The sequence below is a fragment of the Marmoricola sp. URHB0036 genome (assembly GCF_000426045.1).
GTDB lineage: Bacteria > Actinomycetota > Actinomycetes > Propionibacteriales > Nocardioidaceae > Marmoricola.
On the sequence record NZ_AUEP01000014.1, the window covers coordinates 145,108 to 166,980 of the forward strand.

At 71.0% G+C, this 21,873-nt stretch carries 20 protein-coding genes; 9 read left to right on the forward strand and 11 right to left on the reverse strand.

Annotated features, from left to right (window positions below):
- Positions 1 to 41 precede the first annotated feature (41 nt).
- Both dxs and H976_RS0116890 read left to right on the forward strand, forming a co-directional pair.
- Positions 42 to 1,982, forward strand: a complete 1,941-nt coding sequence (gene dxs, locus H976_RS26945; protein WP_081682981.1) for a 1-deoxy-D-xylulose-5-phosphate synthase — start codon at positions 42 to 44, stop codon at positions 1,980 to 1,982.
- On the forward strand, positions 1,960 to 3,267 hold the full coding sequence (locus tag H976_RS0116890) for a hypothetical protein (RefSeq protein ID WP_155918379.1): 1,308 nt from the start codon (positions 1,960 to 1,962) through the stop codon (positions 3,265 to 3,267). Before dxs ends, H976_RS0116890 begins: the two co-directional genes overlap by 23 nt.
- Here the strand turns inward: H976_RS0116890 and H976_RS0116895 are convergent.
- Positions 3,258 to 3,998, reverse strand: coding sequence for a DNA alkylation repair protein (locus tag H976_RS0116895; RefSeq protein ID WP_027862498.1), 741 nt, complete (start codon positions 3,996 to 3,998; stop codon positions 3,258 to 3,260). The genes H976_RS0116890 and H976_RS0116895 overlap by 10 nt on opposite strands.
- A 114-nt stretch (positions 3,999 to 4,112) precedes the next feature.
- Between H976_RS0116895 and H976_RS0116900 the strand changes: the two genes are divergently transcribed.
- Together H976_RS0116900 and H976_RS0116905 are read left to right on the forward strand one after the other, a co-directional pair.
- Complete coding sequence (locus H976_RS0116900) at positions 4,113 to 5,021, forward strand: proteasome assembly chaperone family protein (protein WP_027862499.1); 909 nt, start codon at positions 4,113 to 4,115, stop codon at positions 5,019 to 5,021.
- A gap of 164 nt (positions 5,022 to 5,185) precedes the next feature.
- Positions 5,186 to 6,049 (forward strand): acyl-CoA thioesterase II, encoded by an 864-nt coding sequence (locus tag H976_RS0116905; RefSeq protein WP_027862500.1) that lies wholly within the window; start codon positions 5,186 to 5,188, stop codon positions 6,047 to 6,049.
- A 3-nt stretch (positions 6,050 to 6,052) separates the two neighbouring features.
- Here H976_RS0116905 and H976_RS0116910 read toward each other — a convergent pair whose 3' ends face one another.
- Entirely contained in the window at positions 6,053 to 6,928 is an 876-nt protein-coding gene (locus tag H976_RS0116910; protein WP_196804126.1) for a MaoC/PaaZ C-terminal domain-containing protein, read from the reverse strand.
- A 4-nt stretch (positions 6,929 to 6,932) separates the two neighbouring features.
- The gene (locus tag H976_RS0116915; protein ID WP_027862502.1) at positions 6,933 to 8,270 is read right to left on the reverse strand and encodes a 3-oxoacyl-ACP reductase; all 1,338 of its coding nucleotides are present in this window, start codon (positions 8,268 to 8,270) and stop codon (positions 6,933 to 6,935) included.
- Between the two features lie 227 nt (positions 8,271 to 8,497).
- Here H976_RS0116915 and H976_RS0116920 point away from each other — a divergent pair, with 227 nt between their 5' ends.
- Entirely contained in the window at positions 8,498 to 9,778 is a 1,281-nt protein-coding gene (locus tag H976_RS0116920; protein WP_027862503.1) for an acetyl-CoA C-acetyltransferase, read from the forward strand.
- A 108-nt stretch (positions 9,779 to 9,886) separates the two neighbouring features.
- Here H976_RS0116920 and H976_RS0116925 read toward each other — a convergent pair whose 3' ends face one another.
- On the reverse strand, positions 9,887 to 10,561 hold the full coding sequence (locus H976_RS0116925) for a TetR/AcrR family transcriptional regulator (protein ID WP_027862504.1): 675 nt from the start codon (positions 10,559 to 10,561) through the stop codon (positions 9,887 to 9,889).
- 132 nt (positions 10,562 to 10,693) lie between these two features.
- Here H976_RS0116925 and H976_RS0116930 point away from each other — a divergent pair, with 132 nt between their 5' ends.
- Complete coding sequence (locus H976_RS0116930) at positions 10,694 to 10,876, forward strand: hypothetical protein (RefSeq protein WP_027862505.1); 183 nt, start codon at positions 10,694 to 10,696, stop codon at positions 10,874 to 10,876.
- 11 nt (positions 10,877 to 10,887) lie between these two features.
- On the opposite strand, the gene H976_RS0116935 is transcribed toward H976_RS0116930, so the two are convergent.
- Positions 10,888 to 12,429 (reverse strand): ATP-dependent DNA ligase, encoded by a 1,542-nt coding sequence (locus H976_RS0116935; protein ID WP_027862506.1) that lies wholly within the window; start codon positions 12,427 to 12,429, stop codon positions 10,888 to 10,890.
- Between the two features lie 41 nt (positions 12,430 to 12,470).
- Between H976_RS0116935 and H976_RS0116940 the strand changes: the two genes are divergently transcribed.
- Both H976_RS0116940 and H976_RS29010 read left to right on the forward strand, forming a co-directional pair.
- The gene (locus tag H976_RS0116940; RefSeq protein ID WP_027862507.1) at positions 12,471 to 13,415 is read left to right on the forward strand and encodes a DNA-3-methyladenine glycosylase; all 945 of its coding nucleotides are present in this window, start codon (positions 12,471 to 12,473) and stop codon (positions 13,413 to 13,415) included.
- A 36-nt stretch (positions 13,416 to 13,451) separates the two neighbouring features.
- Positions 13,452 to 14,390, forward strand: a complete 939-nt coding sequence (locus tag H976_RS29010) for an SCP2 sterol-binding domain-containing protein (RefSeq protein ID WP_051276950.1) — start codon at positions 13,452 to 13,454, stop codon at positions 14,388 to 14,390.
- Here the strand turns inward: H976_RS29010 and H976_RS0116950 are convergent, their stop codons facing one another.
- Genes H976_RS0116950 through H976_RS0116960 form a run of 3 tightly spaced genes read right to left on the reverse strand, consistent with a single transcriptional unit; the run spans position 14,391 to position 17,618 of the window.
- Positions 14,391 to 16,184 carry a gamma-glutamyltransferase family protein gene (locus H976_RS0116950; RefSeq protein WP_027862508.1) on the reverse strand — a complete coding sequence of 598 codons (1,794 nt, stop codon included), beginning with the start codon at positions 16,182 to 16,184 and terminating at the stop codon, positions 14,391 to 14,393. It lies immediately after the preceding gene.
- 1 nt (position 16,185) lies between these two features.
- Positions 16,186 to 16,725, reverse strand: a complete 540-nt coding sequence (locus H976_RS0116955; RefSeq protein ID WP_027862509.1) for a carboxymuconolactone decarboxylase family protein — start codon at positions 16,723 to 16,725, stop codon at positions 16,186 to 16,188.
- Between the two features lie 11 nt (positions 16,726 to 16,736).
- On the reverse strand, positions 16,737 to 17,618 hold the full coding sequence (locus tag H976_RS0116960) for an SDR family oxidoreductase (RefSeq protein WP_027862510.1): 882 nt from the start codon (positions 17,616 to 17,618) through the stop codon (positions 16,737 to 16,739).
- Positions 17,619 to 17,706: 88 nt separating this feature from the next.
- On the opposite strand from H976_RS0116960, the gene H976_RS0116965 reads away from it, so the two are divergent.
- Positions 17,707 to 19,359, forward strand: a complete 1,653-nt coding sequence (locus H976_RS0116965) for a long-chain fatty acid--CoA ligase (protein WP_027862511.1) — start codon at positions 17,707 to 17,709, stop codon at positions 19,357 to 19,359.
- Here the strand turns inward: H976_RS0116965 and H976_RS0116970 are convergent.
- The 3 genes from H976_RS0116970 to H976_RS0116980 form a co-directional block, all read right to left on the reverse strand.
- A complete protein-coding gene (locus tag H976_RS0116970; protein ID WP_027862512.1) occupies positions 19,356 to 19,826 on the reverse strand; it encodes an Lrp/AsnC family transcriptional regulator in 471 nt (156 codons plus the stop codon). The genes H976_RS0116965 and H976_RS0116970 overlap by 4 nt on opposite strands.
- 128 nt (positions 19,827 to 19,954) lie before the next feature.
- Complete coding sequence (locus tag H976_RS0116975; RefSeq protein WP_231388969.1) at positions 19,955 to 21,346, reverse strand: FAD-binding oxidoreductase; 1,392 nt, start codon at positions 21,344 to 21,346, stop codon at positions 19,955 to 19,957.
- Positions 21,331 to 21,810, reverse strand: a complete 480-nt coding sequence (locus H976_RS0116980) for an Lrp/AsnC family transcriptional regulator (protein WP_027862514.1) — start codon at positions 21,808 to 21,810, stop codon at positions 21,331 to 21,333. The genes H976_RS0116975 and H976_RS0116980 overlap by 16 nt, the downstream gene beginning before the upstream one ends.
- Between the last annotated feature and the right edge of the window lie 63 nt (positions 21,811 to 21,873).

The following is a 21,873-nucleotide window of genomic DNA, read 5'->3' on the forward strand; positions in this document are numbered from 1 at the left end:
GGTCTCCGGGCCGGTCAAGGGAGCGGGAAGGAGCAGCGCCGATGGGCCGTCTCGAGCACATCTCAGGTCCGCAGGACCTCCGCGACCTCGACGACCGCGCGCTCACCGAGCTGGCCTCCGAGATCCGCGACGAGCTGATCCGCACCTGCGCCCCGCGCGGCGGCCACCTCGGCCCCAACCTCGGCGTCGTCGAGCTGACCGTCGCCATCCACCGGGTCTTCGAGTCCCCGCGCGACCGGGTCGTCTTCGACACCGGCCACCAGGCCTACGTGCACAAGATGCTCACCGGTCGGGCCGGCCGGTTCGACACCCTGCGCAGCGAGGGCGGGCTGTCCGGCTACCCGAGCCAGGCGGAGTCCGACCACGACGTCGTCGAGAACTCACACGCCTCCACGTCGCTGTCCTACGCCGACGGGCTGGCCAAGGCCTACTCGATCCGCGGGGAGGACCGCCACGTCGTGGCCGTGATCGGCGACGGCGCCCTGACCGGGGGGATGGCGTGGGAGGCGCTGAACAACATCGCCGAGGGCGACGACCGTCGGCTGGTCATCGTCGTCAACGACAACGGGCGCTCCTACATGCCGACGGTCGGAGGACTCGCCAACCACCTGACCGCGCTGCGCACCAGCCCGCGCTACGAGCAGATCCTCGACCTGGTCAAGCGCCGTCTCAACGGAGTCCGCGGCGTCGGCCCGGCGGTGTACGACGCCCTGCACGCGATGAAGAAGGGCATGAAGGACGCCCTCGCGCCCCAAGGGCTCTTCGAGGACCTCGGCCTGAAGTACGTCGGTCCGATCGACGGGCACGACCGACCCGCGATCGAGCAGGCGCTGAGCCAGGCCAAGAAGTTCGGCGGACCGGTGATCGTGCACGTGCACACGCACAAGGGCTTCGGCTACGACCCGGCCGTGCGCAACGAGGCCGACCAGTTCCACCAGATCGGGCCGTTCGACGTGGAGACCGGGGTCGGCTCGCCGAAGGGCCGCATCTGGACCGACTTCTTCTCCGAGGAGATGGTCGCCCTCGGGGCCGAACGGCAGGACATCGTCGCGATCACGGCGGCGATGCTCTACCCGGTCGGCCTCGATCGCTTCGCGGCGGCGTACCCCGAGCGCACCTTCGACGTCGGCATCGCCGAGCAGCACGCCGCCACCAGTGCCGCGGGCCTCGCGATGGGTGGCCTGCACCCCGTGGTGGCGATCTACGCGACCTTCCTCAACCGGGCCTTCGACCAGGTGCTGATGGACGTCGCGCTGCACAGGTGTGGCGTCACCTTCGTCCTCGACCGCGCCGGTGTCACCGGCGACGACGGGGCCAGTCACAACGGCATGTGGGACATGTCGATCCTCCAGGTCGTCCCCGGCCTGCGGCTCGCTGCCCCCCGCGACGGCGCCCGCGTGGCCGAGCTGCTCCGTGAGGCCGTCACCGTCGACGACGCCCCGACGGTGCTGCGCATCCCGAAGGGGCCACCGGCGGCCGACATGGAGCCGGTCGGCAAGGCGGGCAGCATGGACGTGCTCGTGCGTGACGGCGCCCGCGACGTGCTGATCCTCGGCATCGGTTCGATGGCCGCTGTGAGCGTGGAGGTGGCGCAGCGCCTGGCCGACCAGGGCATCGGCGTCACCGTGGTCGACCCGCGCTGGGTGAAGCCCTGGGATCCCGCCGTGGTGGACCTGGCCCGTGACCATCGGCTGGTCGTCTGCGTTGAAGACAACGGCAGGGTCGGTGGCTGCGGCTCGACCTTGCTGCAGCTGCTCAATGACGAGCGGGTGGAGACCCCCTTCCGCCAGCACGGAATTCCCCAGGAGTTTCTCGACCATGCCAAGCGGGATGCGATCCTCGAGCGCATCGGGCTCACTGCCCAGGCGCTCGCGCGCGGCATCGTCGAGGACGTCACCGCCCTCGACCGCGGCGACGGCCATCCCGGAGCCGAGGGCGACATCCCGGTCGCGTCCCCGGTTGACCGCGGCCGCCTGGACTGACATCCCTCGGCCCGGCCGCTTGCGGTCGGCCGCGGTCGCGGCCGTCCTCGCACTCCTGGTCACTCTGGCCGGCTGCGGCGGGGGCGACGACCAGGCCGACCAACCGGTCGGCAGCAGCCGGATCAGCTCTGCCGATGCGCAGGCGCAGGAGCAGCGCATCCTCGCCCAGCGGGCGCGGGCCGTCCGCGACCACGACCTCGGCCTGTTCCTGCGCAGGGTCGACCACAAGGACGCCGCGCTGATGGCCCGGCAGCGCCGGTACTTCCGCAACCTCGTCCAGCTGCCTCTCGCCCGGTTCAGCTACCAGGTGACCTCGGGGCAGTGGGACGGCGTGAAGCCGGCTCCGAGCTGGGGGCAGGACGTACACGTCCCGCAGGTGCAGCTGACCATGCAGCTCCGCGACTTCGACGCCGTGCCCGTCCAGCGCACGGTCGGGTTCGCGTTCTCCTTCAAGGACGGGCGCGCCACGCTCGTCGCCGATCGCACGGCCACCGGCAAGCAGCTGTTCCGGGGCAACCCGGCGCCGTGGGACCTGACCGCGATCAACGTGCGCGAGGAGCCCGGGGTGCTCGGCATCTTCGATCGTGAGACCAGCGGCTCGGCGGCAACGGTGATGGCGGCCGTGCGTGACGGCATCGACCAGCTCGACCGGGCCCTCCCGTTCAGCTGGTCGGGCAGGGTCGTGGTCTACAGCGTGGAGGACCCGCGTGTGCTCAAGTCCTTCCGCGACGTGCCCGGTGGGGCGATCGACCACCTCGGGGCGATGACGTTCCCGACGTACGCCGATGGCGAGCGCTCGCAGGTGGCCTCCACCCGGATGCTGCTGATGCCCAGCTCGGTGCGTGCGGGTCAGCCGTTCCTGGGCCGGATCACCCGCCACGAGCTGAGCCACGTCGCCATCGGGGTGCGCGACGACGGTGCGCCGACGTGGGTCTCGGAAGGGATCGCGGAGTACCTCGGCGCCCGCGAGGTGCCGCTGCGCGAGCGGATCATCCCGACCTCCGCGCTCCAACGTGCCCGCACCGTCGACGCGACCATGCCGGTGTCGAAGGGCTTCAACGACAGTGACCAGGAGTGGCACTACGCGCTCAGCTGGATGGCCTTCGACTACATCGCCGACACCTTCGGCGAGGCCCGCCTGTGGGAGCTGATCGACGCCATGCACAACGGTGGCCAGGGGACCGCGGACGTCGACCAGGACCGCGTCCTCGACCAGGTGCTCGGCTTCGACAGCCACGAGCTCGCGCGGCGGGCAGCGGCGCGGATCCGCAACATCTACGGCTGAGCTGTCTGGACGTGCTTGAGCGCCTCGCGCCGCGACAGCCCGGCGAGCTCGTCGTGGTGGTGCTCGACGAGGGCGCTCACCCAGTCGGGATCGACACGGGCGTGGTCGCGCAGGGCCCAGCCGATCGCCTTGCGGATGAAGAACTCCCGGCCGTACGGCGACAGGGCGGGTGTGGTCCTGGTCGAGCCGTCGAGGTTGGCCTCGATGGCCTCGGCCAACAGTGACTGGTCGAGGGCGTCCCCTGCCCCGACCTGGCAGATGATCGCGCTGCGGCGTACCCACAGGTCGTCGGCCACCGCCCACTCCTGGATGACCGGCCTGACCTCGCCAGGCTGGGCCAGCAGCAGCTCGCGGACCAGGTGGGTGGAGACCTCGTCCACGAGGTCCCACCAGGCCCCGGTCCTGATGAGGTGCTCGTAGAGCGACATCGTGTGTGGCTGACGGTGCTCACGGTGCAGTGGGTGCCGGACCAGCGCCAGGGCGGCGTAGCGCTCCTCGCGGAAGCGGGCCTCGTCCCACAGCGCCAGCACGGTGGCCAGCCAGGTCTCCTCGTCGAGCGGATGGTCGGCGAGCAGTGGCCGGAGCACCGCCTTGAGCTGCGGGCTCGGGATGCCGCGGTAGGGCATCCCTGACTTCATGTAGGCCTGCATCGGCGCCGCCTTGGCCGGGTCGGCGGCATCGGCGAGGGCGCCACGGATCGAGCTCACCAGCTCGGCGTCGGACGCGGTCATCCGCCGATTGTGCCGCTCGGGACCGACGGACTCGCCCGGGCATACCGTGGACGGCCCCGCTGTTGGCGTGACTAGTGTGGAGACAACGCCCGCACCCACCACGGAGGAGCCCCAGTGACCGACGCACGGTTCGTGCACATCGTCGACGACGTCCCGGAGCTGTCCGGGCGCGCCGAGGGTCCGGTGCTGGTGACCGCTCTCGACGGGTTCCTCGACGCGGGCAACGCCTCCGCGCTCGCCAGCACCCACCTCATCGGTGAGACCAGCGGCCGCGTGGTGGCGAGCTTCGAGGTCGACGAGTTCTACGACTACCGCGCGCGACGGCCGCCGCTGACGTTCGTCGAGGACCACTACGCCGACTACGAGGCCCCACGGCTGGTGGTGCGGCTGATGGAGGACCGCCTCGGTTCGCCGTACCTGTTGCTGAGCGGGCCCGAGCCCGACATCCGGTGGGAGGCGTTCGCGAAGGCGGTTCGCGCCGTCGTGCAGCACTTCGACGTACGCCTCGTGGTCTCGATGGGGTCGGTGCCGATGGCTGTGCCGCACACGCGGCCGGTGCAGCTGACCAACCACGCCACCGCCCACCGCCTGCTGGTGCAGGAGAACGTGTGGCGCGGCGAGATCCGGGTGCCCGCGAGCGCGCAGTCACTGGTCGAGCTGCGGCTGGGGGAGTGGGGTCACGACGCGATGGGGTTCGTGGCGCACATCCCGCACTACGTCGCGCAGTTCGACTACCCGCAGGCCGCGGTCGCCCTGCTGGAGGGGCTCGAGGACGTCACCGGGCTCCAGTGGGACCTCGACTCGCTCAAGGAGGCCGGCGAGTCGCGCCAGGTCGAGATCGCCACCCAGATCGCCGACTCCGACGACGTCCGTGACGTGGTCACCGGCCTCGAGCAGCAGTACGACGCCTACCACAGCCAGGCGGCCAACCTGCTCGCCGACGACGAACCCCTGCCCAGCGGTGAGGAGATCGGCGCCCAGTTCGAGCAGTTCCTCGCCCGCCTCGAAGAGCCGGAGGACTAACAGGCCGTGACTCCAGGTCCCATGTCCTGCTACGCGCCGCCCCGCGGGCACCCCGCTTCGTTGTCGTCAGTCATCGATAGACCCACATCGCCTTCCTCCTCCGCCTTGCGAGGCACTCCGCGGGACGACGCTCGCGACGGACGAGGACCTGGAGGCACGGCCTGATGCCCGCCTCCGTCGACGAGCTGATGGCGCTGCTCGACCTCGAGGTCATCGAGGACAACCTGTTCCGCGGACGCCAGCCGGCCACCCTGCTCCAGCGGGTGTTCGGGGGTCAGGTGGCTGCCCAGGCCCTGGCGGCGGCGAACCACACGGTGCCCGACGGCTACCAGGTGCACTCGCTGCACTCCTACTTCCTGCGGCCGGGCGACACCGCCGTCCCGATCGTGTACGACGTGGAAGGGGTCCGTGAGGGTCGCAGCTTCGCCACCCGTCGCGTGATCGCGCGCCAGCACGGCCGGCCGATCTTCGCGATGACCCTGAACTTCCAGGTCCCCGAGCCCGGGCTCGACCACCAGGACCCGATGCCCGACGTACCCGCGCCGGAGGACTGCCCGAGCCTGGCCGAGGCCAGCCCCAACTCGGGTCGGGACACCGAGGAGTGGGAGCGCGAGTGGGCTGCGCTCGAGGTCCGGCACGCCGGTCACTCCGGATCGGGCGGCGGCATCGTCGACGACGCAGTCGCGGGCCGCGCGCGGCTGTGGATCAAGGTCAACGGCACCCTGCCCGAGGACCGGCTCTCGCACCTCGCGGCCTTCACCTACTCCAGCGACATGACGTTGCTCGGCGCCACGCTCGTGCCGCACGGTCGCTACATCGGCTCACCCGGCATGCAGGCGGCCTCGCTCGACCACAGCATCTGGTTCCACCGGCCGTTCCGGGCCGACGAGTGGTGGCTCTACGACCAGGTCACCCCATCCGCCTCGGGCGGGCGTGGGCTCGCCATCGCGCGGGTGTTCAGCCAGGACGGCCGATTGGTGGCGAGCGTGGCCCAGGAGGGGCTCATCCGGGTGCACCCCGGGGAGTGAGCGTCAGTCGGTGCGGGCGCGCCCGACCAGGTGCGGGGCCCCGTTGCCGGGGTTGGTCAGGGAGAAGTCGAGGCCGCCGTCGACCACGCGCGAGCCGAACGCGACCGAGCCCGGCAGGAAGATCGGCTTCTTGAACTCGACCTCGACCGTCGCCTCGTCGCCGAGCCGGTTGGCAAAGGCAGCGACGCAGCGGGCCTTGCTCCACATGCCGTGGGCGATCTGGCGCTTGAACCCGAAGGCCTTGGCGCTCAGCGGGTAGAGGTGGATCGGGTTGTGGTCACCGGAGACGGCGGCGTACTCGCGACCGAGGCTGCCCGAGAGCTTCCAGACGATGCCGGTGCCGGCGACGACGTCGAACGGGTCGTGCTCGGGCCTCGCTTCGTCGTCACCCCGGCCGACGCGCAGGTAGTTCGAGGTCGACTCCCACACCGTCTCGCCGGCAGCACTCACCGTGGTGACGAGGTCGAAGACGCGTCCCTTGGCGTGCGGGCGGAGGTTGACCGCGGAGGCGGAGACGGCCAGCCGCTCAGTCGGGGAGATGCGCCGGTGCTGGGTGATCGTGTTGCCGACGTGCACGGTGCCGATGGCGGGGAACGGGAACGACGCGTCGGTCATGATCCCCATGTGGAGCGGGAAGGCCAGCATGTGCGGGTAGGTGAACGGCAGCGTCTGGCTGGGCTCGAACCCACACACCCGGGCGTACGCCGCCACGTGCTCGGTGTCGACCTCGATGTCGTTGCGACGCAGCGTCAGGTCGGGCAGCTCGCCGCCCTTCTTGGCGATGCCCGGAATCAGGTTCACCCCGGGCAGCACCGGCAGCGTGGCCTTGAGCATGGTCGGCAGCGGGTTGGACTGGCCTTCGATGGTGCGCTCGGCCATGGGGTCAGGCTCCTAGCATCATCTGGCCGCAGACGCGGACGACGTTGCCGTTGACGGCGGTCGAGCCGGGGGAGAGGTACCAGGCGATTGCCTCGGCCACGTCGACCGGCAGGCCACCCTGGCTCATCGCGTTCATCCGCTGGCCGACCTCGCGGGTCGCGAACGGGACCGCGGCGGTCATCTGGGTGATGATGAAGCCGGGTGCGACCGCGTTGATCGTGATGCCGTCGTCGAGGTCGTCGGCCAGGCTGTCCACCAGGCCGATCACGCCGGCCTTGGAGGCGGCGTAGTTGGTCTGGCCGACGTTGCCGGCGATGCCCGCGATCGAGGAGACGCCGACGATGCGGCCGTTGTCCTCGATCAGCTTCTGGTCGAGGAGCTCGCGGCTGATCCGCTCGGGGGCGGTCAGGTTGACCGCGATCACCGAGCTCCAGCGGTCCTCGCCCATGTTGGCGAGCTTCTTGTCGCGGGTGATGCCGGCGTTGTGCACGACCGCGTGGACCTGGCCGAACTTGGTCTTCACGTGCTGGGCGATGCGCTGCGGCGCGTCCTTGCCGGTGATGTCGAGGGTGAGGTGGTCGCCGTCGAGCTCCTTCATCAGCGACTGCAGCTCGCTGGCCGCCTGGGGTACGTCGATGCCGAGCACCGTCGCGCCGTCGCGGTGCAGCACCCGGGCGATCTGCTCGCCGATGCCACGCGAGGCGCCGGTGACGATGGCCACCTTGCCGGTGAGCGGCTTCGCCGGGTCGGCCACCGGAGCGGCCTCGGTGGTGCCGGTGGCGCCGAGACGGGCCACCTGGCCCGAGACGTAGGCGCTCTTGGGGGACAGGAAGAACGAGAGGGTCGACTCGATGGTCTCCTCGGCACCTGGTGCGACGTACACCAGGTTGACGGTGCTGCCCCGGCCGATCTCCTTGCCCAGCGAGCGGGTGAAGCCCTCGAGGGCGCGCTGCGCGACGCGCTCGGCCTTGTCCTCGACCAGCTCGGGCACGGTGCCGAGCACGAGCACGCGAGCGTTGGAGGTGAGGCTGCGCATCAGCGGGGTGAAGAACTGCTGCAGCGCGATCAGGTCGGTGGAGTGGGTGATGCCGGTGGCATCGAAGACGAGGGCCTTGAACTTCTCGCCCTCGGGCGCGACGCCGACGTTGCTCACCCCGAGGTTGTCCAGCGCGACGGTCAGGGCCTTGCCGAGCCGACCGCTGCCGCCGGTGACGACGGTGCCGTCGACGACCGGGGCGCCCTCGGTCCACCGCTCGAGCTTGGTGGGGTCGGGCAGGCCGAGGTTCTTGACGAACAGCCGGCCGACGGGGCTGGAGACGAAGGACTGGTAGTGGTCGGTCATCAGCTTCTGCGTTCCTCTGGTGTGCTGGGGAGTCTGCTTCGGAACTACGGTACGGCCGGGTCGAGGGCAGGGCCCTACCAGCCAGTAGACGACGAATGTAACGAGTGGTGTAACTCGACGTCCAGATTTCGTGATCTGGCACTCACCGGGTTTGTTTTCCCCCAGCGGGACGGGAGGATGGAGCGACCGAACCGACTTGGCCCGACTTGGCAGGAGCAGATTCCCAGATGCAGCCCAACACTCGCCGCGTCGCCGTACTCGGCGGCAACCGGATCCCGTTCGCCCGTTCCAACAGCGTCTACGCCTCTGCCTCCAACCAGGAGATGCTGACCGCTGCCATCGACGGCCTGGTGGACCGCTTCGGCCTGGCGGGCGAGCGTCTCGGCGAGGTCGTGGCCGGCGCGGTGCTCAAGCACAGCCGGGACTTCAACCTGACCCGGGAGTCGGTGCTGGGCTCCAAGCTCGCCCCCGAGACCCCGGCCACCGACCTCCAGCAGGCGTGCGGCACCGGCCTCCAGGCGGCGGTCTACGTGGCCAACAAGATCGCGCTCGGCCAGATCGACGCCGGCGTCGCCGGTGGCTCCGACACCACCTCCGACGCCCCGATCGCGATCTCGGAGAAGCTGCGCAAGAAGCTGATCAAGGTCAACCAGCAGAAGGACACCGCCGGCAAGCTCAAGGCCCTGGGCGCGATCCGGCCGACCGACATCGGCATCGAGATCCCGCAGAACGGTGAGCCCCGCACGAAGCTCTCGATGGGCGAGCACGCCGCCCTGACCGCGCTCGAGTGGCAGATCACCCGGGAGGCCCAGGACGAGCTGGCCGTGGCCTCCCACCACAACCTCGCCGCGTCGTACGACCGTGGCTTCCAGGACGACCTGATCACTCCCTTCAACGGGCTCGAGCGCGACCAGAACCTGCGCGCCGACTCCTCGATCGAGAAGCTGGCCAAGCTCAAGCCGGTCTTCGGCAAGGGCGAGGCGGCCACCATGACCGCCGCCAACTCCACGCCGCTGACCGACGGCGCCTCGACGGTGCTGCTGGCCTCGGAGGAGTGGGCCGAGGAGCACGGTCTCCCCGTGCAGGCCTACTTCGTCGACGCCGAGACGGCTGCGGTCGACTTCGTGCACGGCGGCGAGGGCCTGCTGATGGCTCCGGCGTACGCCGTCCCGCGGCTGCTCGAGCGCAACGGCCTCTCGCTCCAGGACTTCGACTACTACGAGATCCACGAGGCGTTCGCCTCGCAGGTGCTCTCCACGCTCGCCGCGTGGGAGGACCCGGTGTTCTGCAAAGAGCGCCTCGGCCTCGACGCCCCGCTCGGCTCGATCGACCGGTCCAAGCTGAACGTCAACGGCTCCTCGCTCGCGGCCGGCCACCCGTTCGCCGCGACCGGCGGCCGCATCGTGGCCAACCTGGCCAAGATCCTCAACGAGAAGGGCTCGGGCCGCGGCCTGATCTCCATCTGCGCCGCCGGTGGCCAGGGCGTCACGGCGATCCTCGAGAAGTAACCCGGCGCGGCTCGGTTTCCCCGGACGTCCGGGGAAACTCCGGGCTGGCGGGCAGAACTTTGCCTGCCAGCCCCCAGAATCCCCGGACGTCCGGGGAAACCCGGGGCGTCAGCCGGCCGCGAGCGCCTTGGCCGTGGCGACCAGGTAGCGGCGTACGTCGTCGGGGGAGACCGGCGAGATGGCCGGGATGCCGGGGGCGGACTCCTTGACCAGCATCCCGACCCGGGCGAGCTGAAGGGCGCCGAGGCCGCTGGCGTACATGTGGTTGGCCAGCAGCGTCGGGTCCTTGACGTCGAAGTCGCCCGAGGCGTTGCCGGCCTCGAGCACCTCGCTGAGCTTGACCAGGCAGGCGGAGATGCCGCGACCCAGCCGGAACAGTGAGCTCTCGCTGATCTCCTCGAGCAGCTCGGGTCCGGGACGGCGCATCAGCGTCTGCGCGCAGTCCACGAAGGCGGGGTACTCCAGCCCGAAGTCCACGAACGCCTCCACGACTGCCGCCAGGCGCGACGCCGGCGTGCGCTTGCTCGCGGCGGCGTCGCCGAGCCGGGTCTCGAGGTCGTCGAGGTAGCTGACCAGGGTGAGCGCGAACAGCTCCTCCTTGCCGCTGAAGTGGCGGTAGATGATCGCGCGGTTCACGCCCACAGCCCTGGCGATGTCCTCGATCTGCGCGTCGCGCACACCGCTCTCGTCGAACAGCTCGCGGGTCGCCTGGAGGATCTCCCGCTCGCGCGCACGGCGGCGCGCGGCGGCCGGCTGGCGGGTCGTCGTACGGGCGGTCGTCATGGCGTCATGTTAGTGCAACTCTCGTTTACACACGCGTGACGTTGCTCGCTGCTGTCGTGGGGTAGCGCCACCGGCACTTCGGGCGCACGATGAGGAGCACAGCCGTCTCTCTCGGGTCGAGAGGAGCGCATCGTGTCCCTGGTCATCTTCTTCGCCGGCGTCATCGTCGTCGTGCTGTGTGTCGCGTTCTACTTCGACCTGAAGCGCCGTAGCTCTCGAGGGTTGCCGGAGGACGGCCACACAACGCGGTACCTGCCGAAGCCGCGCGAGGGCAGCGAGTACCGCCACGGGTCACCAGGCGGTCCTAGCCAGTAGACCGCCGCTGGTCAGCCCACGGCCGTGACGCCGCCGAGCTCGCGCACCGTCTCGATCGTGTCGGCCTCGTCGGCGGTCTTGTCGTCGCGATAGCGCAGCACCCGGGCGAACCGGAGCGCCAGGCCGCCGGGGTAGCGGGTCGATCGCTGGAGGCCGTCGAAGGCGATCTCCACGACCTGCTCGGGCCGCAGCTCCACGACGTACGACGATCCGTCGGTCGGCGAGGTGGCCAGGTCGGTGAACCGCTCGGTCTGCCAGGCCAGCATCTCGTCGGTCATGCCCTTGAAGGTCTTGCCCAGCATCACGAAGCCCCCGGTCGAGGGATCGCGGGCGCCGAGATGGATGTTGGAGAGCCAGCCCTGACGGCGACCACTGCCCCACTCGACGGCGAGCACCACGAGGTCGAGGGTGTGCCGGGGTTTGACCTTGACCCAGGCCGAACCACGACGGCCGGCGTCGTACGGCGCATCGAGGCGCTTGAGGATGACGCCCTCCTGGCCGTCGGCGACGGCCCGGGCGAAGAACTCCTGGGCGTCGTCGGCCGAGGAGGTGACGAGCCGCCGGACCCGGAGGCTCTCCGGGACTGAAGAGTCCAGCCGGGCGAGTCGTTCGCGGGTCGGCGCCTCGATCAGCGACTCGTCCTCGTGGAGGAGCAGGTCGAAGAAGAACGGCTGGATGCCGGTGGCCCCGGCCTTCGTCGACGTCGTCGACGCGGTCTCCTGGAACGGGCGCGGCCGGCCGGTCTCGTCGAGCGCGATGGCCTCTCCGTCGAGGATCAGGTCGGTGGGCTCGAGCGTGCGGGTCGCAGCGACCACCTCGGGCAGCCGGGAGCCGATCTCCTCCAGGCTGCGGGTGAACACCGACACCTCGTCGCCGTGCTTGTGCACCTGGATCCGGATGCCGTCGAGCTTGGTGTCGACGGCGAACTCACCCTCGACCTTCTCCACACCGGCGGTCACGTCGGGCGCCGAGGCGGCGAGCATGGGCCGCACCGGCCGCCCCACGAGCATGCTGAACTCCTCGAGCGCGGCCTCTCCCGCCATCAGCGCCGCGACCGCGATCGGCCCGGTCGGGGCGCTGAACATGGCCGCCCGGCGCACGGCCTTCGCCGGCAGGTCGGCGGCCGTCGCGATGGCGTCGAGCATCACCGAGTCGAGGGCGCCCTGACGGACGTTGCCGGTGATCAGGTTGCGCAGGTAGTCCTGCTCGGGACCGGTCATCCGACCGAACAGGGCTGCCACGGCCGACTTGCGAGCGCTCGCTGACCCGGAACCCGACAGCGCACTGATCTCCTCGAGCACCGAGTCGACCTCGCTGAGAGTCAGCGAGGGCTCGCCGGCCGGGGTGGGCGCGTCGGCGAGCCCACGCCAGCCCACGCCTGTGCGGCGCTGGCGCAGTGTGCCGGAGAGGTACGACGCCGCGATGTCGATCTCGTCGGCCCCTCCTGTCGAGGCAGCCTCACGCAGCAGGTCGGCGATCAGGTCGCGCTTCTCGAGTCGGGAACGGGTGGCGGCGACGGCTGTCGAGACCTCCACGAGCCTGGCGAGCAACATGCCCGTCATGGTGTCAGCCGCTGCCGACATACTCTGCGGCCATGGGCACCACCGTCTCCGCATCGCGCACCCGGGTGTGGCGACCGGAGTGGCCGTGCCCGGTGGGACTCGTGCTCTCCCACCATCGCCGTGGGCCCGGCGACCCCACCTACCGACGTACGCCGGACGGCGCGATCTGGCGCGGCATCCGCACACCCGACGGACCGGCCACCCTGCGGCTCGAGTCCGACCCTGCCGACGGCACGGTGACCGGCGAGGCCTGGGGTGCCGGCGCCGAGTGGGTGCTCGACCGGCTGCCGCGGATGCTTGGCGCCGATGACGACCCGGCCGGGTTCACGCCGCTGCACAAGCCGATCGCCGACGCGTGGCGTCGCTACCCGCACTGGCGGCTGGGCGCCACCGACCTGGTGATGGAGTCGCTGGTGCCGACCATCATCGAGCAGAAGGTCACCGGGCAGGAGGCGCTCGGGGCGTTCCAGAGGATGGTCCGGCGCTTCGGTGAGCGCGCGCCGGGACCTCCCAGCGATGCCGATCCGCCCGTGCGGCTGTGGATCCAGCCGACTCCCGAGCAGCTGCGCGCGGTCCCGTCCTGGGAGTGGCTCCGCCTGCCCGTCGACGGAGCCCGGTCGCGCCCGATCCAGCACGCGGCGCGAGTCGCATCGTCGCTCGAACGGGCCGGTCGCCAGGAGCCGGTCGAGTTCGACCGCCGGCTGCGCACCCTGCCCGGCATCGGGGTGTGGACCAGCGCCGAGGTGCGCTTCCGGGCGCTCGGCGACGCCGACGCCGTGAGCTTCGGCGACTACCACATCCCCGCCAACATCGGTTACGTGCTGACAGGGGAGCCGGTCGACGACGACGGACTGGCCGTGCTCCTCGAGCCGTATGCCGGACACCGACACCGGGTACAGCGACTCGTGGAGCTCGCCGGACTGTCCCGCCCACGACGCGGACCCCGGATGGCTCCCCGCACGCACCTGCCGCGTTAACGTCGCAGCAGCAGCCACCCGACGGGAGTCCCGAGCTTGTCCGACGTCACCGACCGCTTCGCCGCCATGTCCGCGGATGAGCTGAACGCCTTCTTCCGCACCTCCGACGTCCTGGAGATCACCGAGGTGATCCGCTCGGCCAGCGACGGCGAGCTGCGCTCGCTGATCGAGCTCGATCACTTCCGGGCCGAGGGAGTGGTCGCGATCCTCGACCGCTTCGCGGAGTTCGCCGACCCGGAGCGGCTGGCCGAGATCACCGGCGTGGTGCGCTTCGAGCTGGCGCGGTCGAAGAAGGACGTCGAGAGGCACACCGTCCGCTTCGACGCCGGGACCGTCACCCTCGAGGAGGGCGCCGCTCCCGACGTGACCATCGCTGCCGACATCGTCGACTTCGTCCGGCTGGTGACCGGCCAGTCCAACGCCGCACTGCTCTACCTCGGTGCCGGGCTGGCGATCGACGGCGACGCGATGCTGGCCCTGGCGGTCGGCAGCGTCTTCACGGTCCCCGGCAGCGGTCAGCCGGCCGTCGACCCCAGCGCCCTGGACCCGGTCGACGTGGCGACCGCCGTGGCCACGACGTCCGGCAAGCACATGCGGGCGGTGATGTCGGGCGGCTTCCGGCCGATCGTGCTCGCCGAGGTCTTCCGCCGCTTCCCCGAGTTCATCGACGCCGAGAAGGCCGCGGAGCTGAAGCTGTCCGTCGGTTTCCGGATCGGTGGTCGCGCCGATGGTGAGGTCGACCGCTACGTCGTGCACGTCGCCGACGGGACGTGCACCATCGAGACCAGCCCGCCCGAGGGACAGCGGCGCGACGCGACCATCACGGTCGAGGGCGCGGACTTCCTGCGCCTGGCGACCGGTCAGCTGCACCCGGTGCGGGGAGTGCTGACCGGAGCCCTCAAGGTCAAGGGCGACCGCACCAAGGCACTCGCCCTCAACGCCGTGATGGTGCCCCCCGAACCCCGCAAGTCCTAGCTAGCGCCCGACGGCGTACCCCTGCATGCCGCGAGGGTTGGCGCCGGCGCGGAGCACGCCGGTGGCGGGGTCGCGGCTGACGGCGCACATCCGGCCGAGGTCCCACGGCCCGGCGGTCATCACGACGTGGCCGCGTTGCTGGAGCGACTGGAGGACGTCGTCGGGGACGCGGTCCTCGACGACCAGCACGCCCCGCTCCATCTCGCGCGGGTGGAAGGAGCCCGGGAAGCTGGTGCTGTGGAACATCGGGGCGTCGATCGCCTCCTGGAGGTCCAGGCCGCCGACAACGTGGCGCAGCAGGAACAGCGACTGCCACTGGTCCTGCTGGTCGCCGCCCGGAGACCCGCACGCCAGCACCGGCACGCCGTCGCGCAGGACGAGGGTCGGGGTGAGCGTCGTACGCGGTCGGGCGCCGGGCACCAGCGAGGCCGGCAACCCCTCGTCGAGCCAGAACATCTGGGCCCGGCTGCCGAGGCAGAAGCCGAGCTCCGGGATCGTGGGGGAGCTCTGCAGCCAGCCGCCACTCGGCGTGGCCGAGATGATGTTGCCCCAGCGGTCGACGACGTCGATGTGGCAGGTGTCGCCGCTGACGGTGCCGTCGCGCTGCACCGTCGGCTCACCGGTGGTCACGTCGGCCGAACGGCCGGTGTCCTCTCCGGCGACCAGGCGCTGCACGTGTTGGGCCAGTCGAGGTTCGCGGCCACCCGGCGCCCCTGGTCGTGCGCCGAGATCGGCGACCGCCCCCACCAGGGCGGCCCGCTCGGCCACGTAGTCGGCCGCCAGCAGCTCCTCGACCGAGACCGGGCTCCGGTCGCCGAACCAGGCCTCGCGGTCGGCCATCGCCAGCTTCCACGACTCGACGATCGCGTGCATGCTCTCCGCGGTGTCCGGGTCGAGCGACTGCGGACCGAGCACGTCGAGCATCGCCAGCACCTGCAGCAGCGCTGGTCCCTGGCCCCAGAGGTCGGTCTTCGCGACCTGCACGCCGTGCCACTCCGCAGAGACCGGCTCCTCCCAGGTGGCCGAGAAGGCCGCGAGGTCGTCGCCGCCCAGCAGTCCGGGCAGCACCTCGCCCCCCGAGTGTCGCCAGGCGGTGCCGCGGAAGGCCTCGACCGCTTCCGCGACGAAGCCGCACGCCCAGGCGTCGCGAGCCGCCTGTGCCTGCGCGGCCACGTCGGAGCCGGCATCCTCGGCCGCCTCGACCAGCCGCTCGAGCACCGAGGCGTAGACGGGGTTGGCGAACAGCTCGCCTGCCCGCGGGACCCGCCCGTCGCGCAGCCACAGGTCGGCCGAGGTCGTCCAGCTCTCGCGGAACAGCTCCTGCATCCGGTCGATGGTCGCGGCGACCCGGGGCAGCAGCGGATGACCGTGGCGGGCGTAGCCGATGGCCGGTTCGAGGACGGTCGCCAACGGCAGCGAGCCGTGGTCCCGCAACAGGAGCAGCCACGCGTCCACCGCGCCGGGCACGGCTGCGGCCAGGGGACCAGAGCCGGGGACGTGGTCGAGACCCATGGCGGCGAAGGCCTCGCGCGTCGCACCCGCCGGGGCCGGTCCCTGGCCGCACAGCACGCGCGGGGTCGGGTCGGTCGCGGTCGCCACGATCGCCGGCAGGTCCCCGCCGGGACCGTTGAGGTGCGGCTCGACGACGTGCAGCACGAAGCCCCCGGCAGCGGCGGCGTCGAAGGCGTTGCCGCCCAGCTCGAGCATCCGCTGCGCGGACTGCGAGGCCAGCCAGTGCGTGGAGGAGACCATGCCGAACGTGCCCTCGAGGGTGGGCCTGGTGGTGAACGTCATCTCAGTGGTGGTCCTCCGGTTGCACCCTCAGGGTGTGCAGGGTCGTGGCGAGCATGTCGTAGTGGCCCACCAGCATCAGCAGCTCGATGCAGGTGCGCTCGTCCTCCGCGGCGCGCAGCTCGTGCCACAGCGCGTCGTCGAGGTCGCGGTGGTCGAGTAGTGACTCGGTCACGCGCAGCAGCAGCGACTGGCGGTCGTCCCAGCCGGCGGCGTCAGCCCCCGAGCGGACTCGTTCGATGTCGCCAGCGTCCAGGCCGGCTCGTCGTCCCAGCAGGGCGTGGTGGTTGAACTCGTAGTCGCTGCCGCGGACGGCCGCCACCCGCAGGATCACCAGCTCGGTGTCGATCCGGGGCAGCCTGCCCCCGGGCATCAGCTTGCCGGCGAAGTGCAACCAGCCCCAGAACAGGCCGTGGTGGCGGCCGAGGGTGGTGAAGATCCGCGGCGGGTCGGTACGGGTCACGCGCCCGGCCAGACGGGTGAAGGCCCAGATCGGCAGGCCGAGCTCGCGCAGGCCGCCGGGGGAGATGCGGGGGGTGCTCATGTGGGGTGAACTCATGCCTCGGCCCGGCGGGCACGGCCGACCTCGGGGAGGGCACGGTTGGCGCTGCGGTTGAGGACCCGCATCGCGAGGGAGTACGCCGGTGGGCAGTACCGCTGCACGGCGTGGATCAGCCGGATGTCGGGGGAGGTGTAGACCCAGTACCGGTTGCGTCGTACGCCCGTGAGGATCGCCTCGGCCGCGGTCTCCGGAGACACCGCGCGCTCGTGGAACCTGGCCTGCGCCTTGCGGAACCGCGGACCGGTGGTGTCGACGCCCGCGATCTGCACGGTGTCGGTGAGCGGGGTATGCACCGCGCCCGGGCACACGAGCGAGACCCCGATGCCGTGGCGCGCCAGGTCGAAGCGGAGCACCTCGGAGACGCCGCGGAGGCCGAACTTGCTGGCGCTGTACGCCGCGTGCCACGGCATCCCGATGATCCCCGCGGCCGACGAGACGTTGACCAGGTGGCCCCCGCGGCCGCTCTCGACCATCGGCGGGACCAGCTCCTCGATGACGTGGATCGGACCCATCAGGTTGACCTCCACCTGCCGGCGCCAGGTCTCGTGGGAGAGCGACTGCACGGTGCCCCAGGCCGAGATGCCGGCGACGTTCATCACCACGTCCATCGCGCCGTGGTCCTCGGTGACCCGCCGCGCCAGTCGTCGTACGCCGTCATGGTCGGTCAGGTCGACCGGGTCGGCGTGCACCACCTCTCCGCCTCGCTCCCGGATCGACGCTGCAGCCGCAGCGAGCGGCTCGGCCTGCACATCGGTGAGGAACAACCGACCGCCTCCCGCGGCCACCGCCTCGGCCGTGGCCCGGCCGATGCCGCTCGCGGCCCCGGTGATGAACACGTTCAACCCGTCGAGCCGGCGGAGCCGTCGTGGACGCATGCCCCGACACTAGTGAACCGGGTCTGGATATCGCTTGGCCGGTAGGACAGGCTCGGGGCGACACACCGCAACCCTGGAGGCGACCCCCATGCGCAGCACCATGCAGGACTTCCCGCTCACCATCGGCGGCCTGATGAAGCACGGCACCACCGTCCACGCGGACTCCGAGGTCGTCACCGCCACCGCCGACGGCACCCGCCGCGAGACCTACGCCGAGCTGGGCAAGCGTGCCGCGAAGCTGGCCAACGGCCTGCGCTCGCTGGGGATCGACAGTGACCAGCGGGTGGCCACCTTCCAGTGGAACAACGCCGAGCACCTCGAGGCCTACCTGGCCATCCCGTCGATGGGGGCGGTGCTGCACACGCTCAACATCCGGCTGTTCCCGGAGCAGCTCGTCTACATCGCCAACCACGCCGAGGACCAGATCGTCATCGTCGACGACTCGCTCGTCGGTCTGCTGGCTCCGCACCTGCCGGAGATGAAGACGGTCCAGCACGTGATCGTCGCCGGCCCCGACGCCGCGTCGGCCGACCTCGACTCGCTGCGCGAGAGCGGCAAGGAGGTCCTGCTCTACGACGACCTGCTGGCCGACCAGCCCGAGGAGTTCGAGTGGCCCGACGTGGACGAGCGTTCGGCCGCGGCGATGTGCTACACCAGCGGCACCACCGGCAACCCGAAGGGCGTCGTCTACAGCCACCGGTCGGCGTGGCTGCACTCCCAGATGGTCACGACCGGCAACATCGGCTCGATCAGCTTCCACGACCGGGTGCTGCCGATCGTGCCGATGTTCCACGCCAACTCCTGGGGCCTGGCCTACGCCGCCCTGATGTCCGGCGCCTCGCTGTGCATGCCCGACCGCTGGCTCCAGGCCGAGCCGCTGTGCCGGTTCATGAACGAGAGCAAGCCGACCGTCTCCGGCGCCGTTCCGACCGTGTGGAACGACGTGCTGGGCTACCTCGACAAGGACCCCAGCAAGAAGCCCGACTCCCTTCGTCTGATCCTGTGCGGCGGCTCCGCCGTGCCCGTCTCCCTGCAGAAGGCGCTCGAGGAGCGCCACGGCCTGCTCGTGCTGCAGGCGTGGGGGATGACCGAGACGTCTCCGGTCGCGTCGGCCGGGCTGCCGCCGGTCGGCGCCGACGGCGACGCGCAGTGGACCTACCGCGGCAGCCAGGGCCGGGTCGCCTGCGGCGTCGAGGGACGGATCGTGGCCGACGACGGCAGCGAGCAGCCGTGGGACGGCACGGCCGTGGGCGAGCTCGAGGTGCGCGGCCCGTGGGTCACCGGTGGCTACTACAACTCCGACGACCCCGAGGTGGACCAGAAGTTCCACGACGGCTGGCTGCGCACCGGCGACGTGGGCTCGATCGACGAGCTCGGCTACATCCGCCTGTCCGACCGGGCCAAGGACGTGATCAAGTCAGGCGGCGAGTGGATCTCCTCGGTGGACCTCGAGAACGCCCTGATGGCGCACGACGACGTCGTCGAGGCGGCGGTCATCGGGATCCCGGACGAGAAGTGGGGAGAGCGGCCGCTGGCCTCGGTCGTCGTACGCGAGGGTGCGACGCTGACCGCCGCCGAGCTGTGCGAGTTCCTGAGCAAGGACTTCGCGAAGTGGCAGCTGCCCGACTCCTGGGCCTTCATCGACCAGGTGCCGCGCACCAGCGTCGGCAAGTTCGACAAGAAGGTCATTCGCAAGTGGTACGCCGAGCACGAGATCGACGTGGAGGACGCGAAGAGCTAGCGCACGCCCCAGGTGTAGGTCTGCTTCTCCAGCTCGAGGTAGAGGAAGGTGTGGATCGACACCACCCCGGCGATCGGCCGGATCTGCGCCGTGACCAGCTCGAGCAGGTGGGCGTCGCTCTCGCCGACCACCTCCACGAGAATGTCGAAACCGCCGGCGGTGAGGACGACGTAGACGACGTCGGGGATCTCGGCCAGGGACTTGGCGACCTGCTTGGTCAGGGTGCGCTCGGTGGTGATGCCGAGCATGGCCTGACGCGCGAAGCCGAGCTGGAGCGGGTCGGACACCGCGGTGATCTGGATGACCCCGGAGTCGGTCAGCTGCTCGACCCGCTGGACGACCGACTCCTCGCTGATGCCGAGCTCGGCAGCGATGCTGTCGTAGGCGCGGCGGCCGTCGACCTGCAGCATCTCGATGATCGACTTCGACACGGGGTCGAGCGGGTTGCGGACGGGACGCCGGTTCACGAGGGGATGGTCGTCCTCCCGGTCCATCTCACCCTTGATCACCATTGCCTCCCGGACTGCCCGAGTCCCCGGCAAACCATAGTCGCAGAGCGCGGTGCGGTGGCGGCTTTCCGGGCGAGGGTCGCGCTTCAGTGGCCGGTTGTCAGGGGCGCCATCAGGCGGGCCACGGTGCTCGGCCGGTGGGTCCAGCGCTCCTCGACGTCGGCGAAGGACATCGTGCGCAGTCCGGCGTTGATGCCGAGCCAGCGGAGCGGCTCCGGCTCCCAGGATCGGCTGCGGTGGCCGACCCAGGGCAGTGTCACGAGGTCGCTGTCGCCCCCGGTGACCAGGTCGGTGAGCGTGCGACCGGCCAGGTTGGTGGTGGCGACGCCGTCGCCGACGTACCCGCCGGCCCAGCCGAGGCCGGTGCTCCGGTCCAGCCCGACCGAGGCGGACCAGTCGCGGGTGATGCCGAGGCAACCGCCCCACTGGTGGGTGAACTCGGCCCCGCGCAGCTGCGGCAGCATCTCGCGCAGCACGGTGCGCAGCTCGTGGAACACCCGCGGCGCCGCGTCGTAGGACGGTTGGATGCGGGAGCCGTAGTGGTACGGCGCACCGCGACCGCCGAAGGCGAGCCGGCCGTCGGCCGTGCGCTGGCCGTAGATGATCAGGTGGCGGGCGTCGGTGAACGAGGGCCGGTCGGCGAGCCCGATGGTCTCCCACATCTCGTCCGTCAGCGGCTCGGTCGCGACCATCAGCGAGTACACCGGCACCACCGCCCGGCGCAGCCCGGCCACCTGGGCGGTGTAGCCCTCGGTCGCGCGCAGCACGATCTCGGCCCGGACCGTGCCGAAGTCGGTCTCCACCCGGCCGGGCGCGATGGACTGCACGCGGGTGTGCTCGAAGAGGGGCACCCCGCTCGCCTCGACCACCCGAGCCAGGCCGCGCACGAGTCGCGACGGGTGGATCACGGCGCAGTGCGGAGTGAACGTGCCACCCAGGACCGGGTCGGCGGCCAGCATCGCGGACGCCTCGTCGGGCTCGAGGAGGCGTTCGTCCTCCTCGGTGAACCCGCGGGCATGCGCGCTCGCGACCTCGCCGCGGAGCCGCTCCAGCTGCACCTGCGAGCTGGCCAGCGTCACGGTGCCGCCCTGGTGGAAGTGGGCATCGATGCCCTCGGCCGCCGCGGCCCGGCCGACCTCGCGGACCGTCTCCTGCATGGCCCGGAGCATCCGTCTGGCGCCGTCCTCCGAGGAGGCGGCGACCAGCTTCTGCCACGAGGTGGGGAACAGTGCGCTGCACCAGCCGCCGTTGCGGCCCGAGGCGCCGAAGCCGGCCACCTCGGCCTCGAGCACCACGATGCGCAGCGTCGGGTCGGCCCGGTGCAGGTAGTAGGCAGTCCAGAGGCCGGTCAGCCCGGCGCCGACGATCGCGACGTCGTACGACGCGGGGCCGGGCAGCGACGGGCGTGGCGTGAAGTCGTCGTCGACCGTGGCGTGCCACAGCGAGAGCGAGCGGTAGTCGGTCAGCGGACGCCCCACGAGTAGGTCTGCTTGGCCAGCTTGAGGTAGACGAACGTCTCGGTGGTGCGTACGCCGGGGACGGCCCGGATGCGGCCCGAGACCAGGTCGAGCAGCTCCTCGTCACCCGTGCTGACCACCTCGCACAGCACGTCGTAGGTGCCGGCCGTCATCACCACGTAGATGACCTCGTCCATCGCCGCCAGGGCGTCGGCCACCGGCTGGATGCCGCCGTCGACGTGGATGCCGACCATGGCCTGCCGCCCGAAGCCGAGCTGGAGCGGGTCGGTGACCGCCACGATCTGCATCACGCCGGCCTCGGTGAGGCGCTGCACCCGTTGGCGTACCGCCGCCTCGGAGAGCCCGACCGCCTTGCCGATGGAGGCGTAGGACCGGCGACCGTCCTGCTGCAGCTGCTCGATGATGGACTTGGACACGTCGTCGAGCACGGGGGTCCGGTTCCCGTTCGCAGCCTTGTCGCCCATCGGGCAATCGTGGTGGCACAGGCACGTGGATGGCAAGCGTCCAGGCCCGTTCAGACGCAAGAA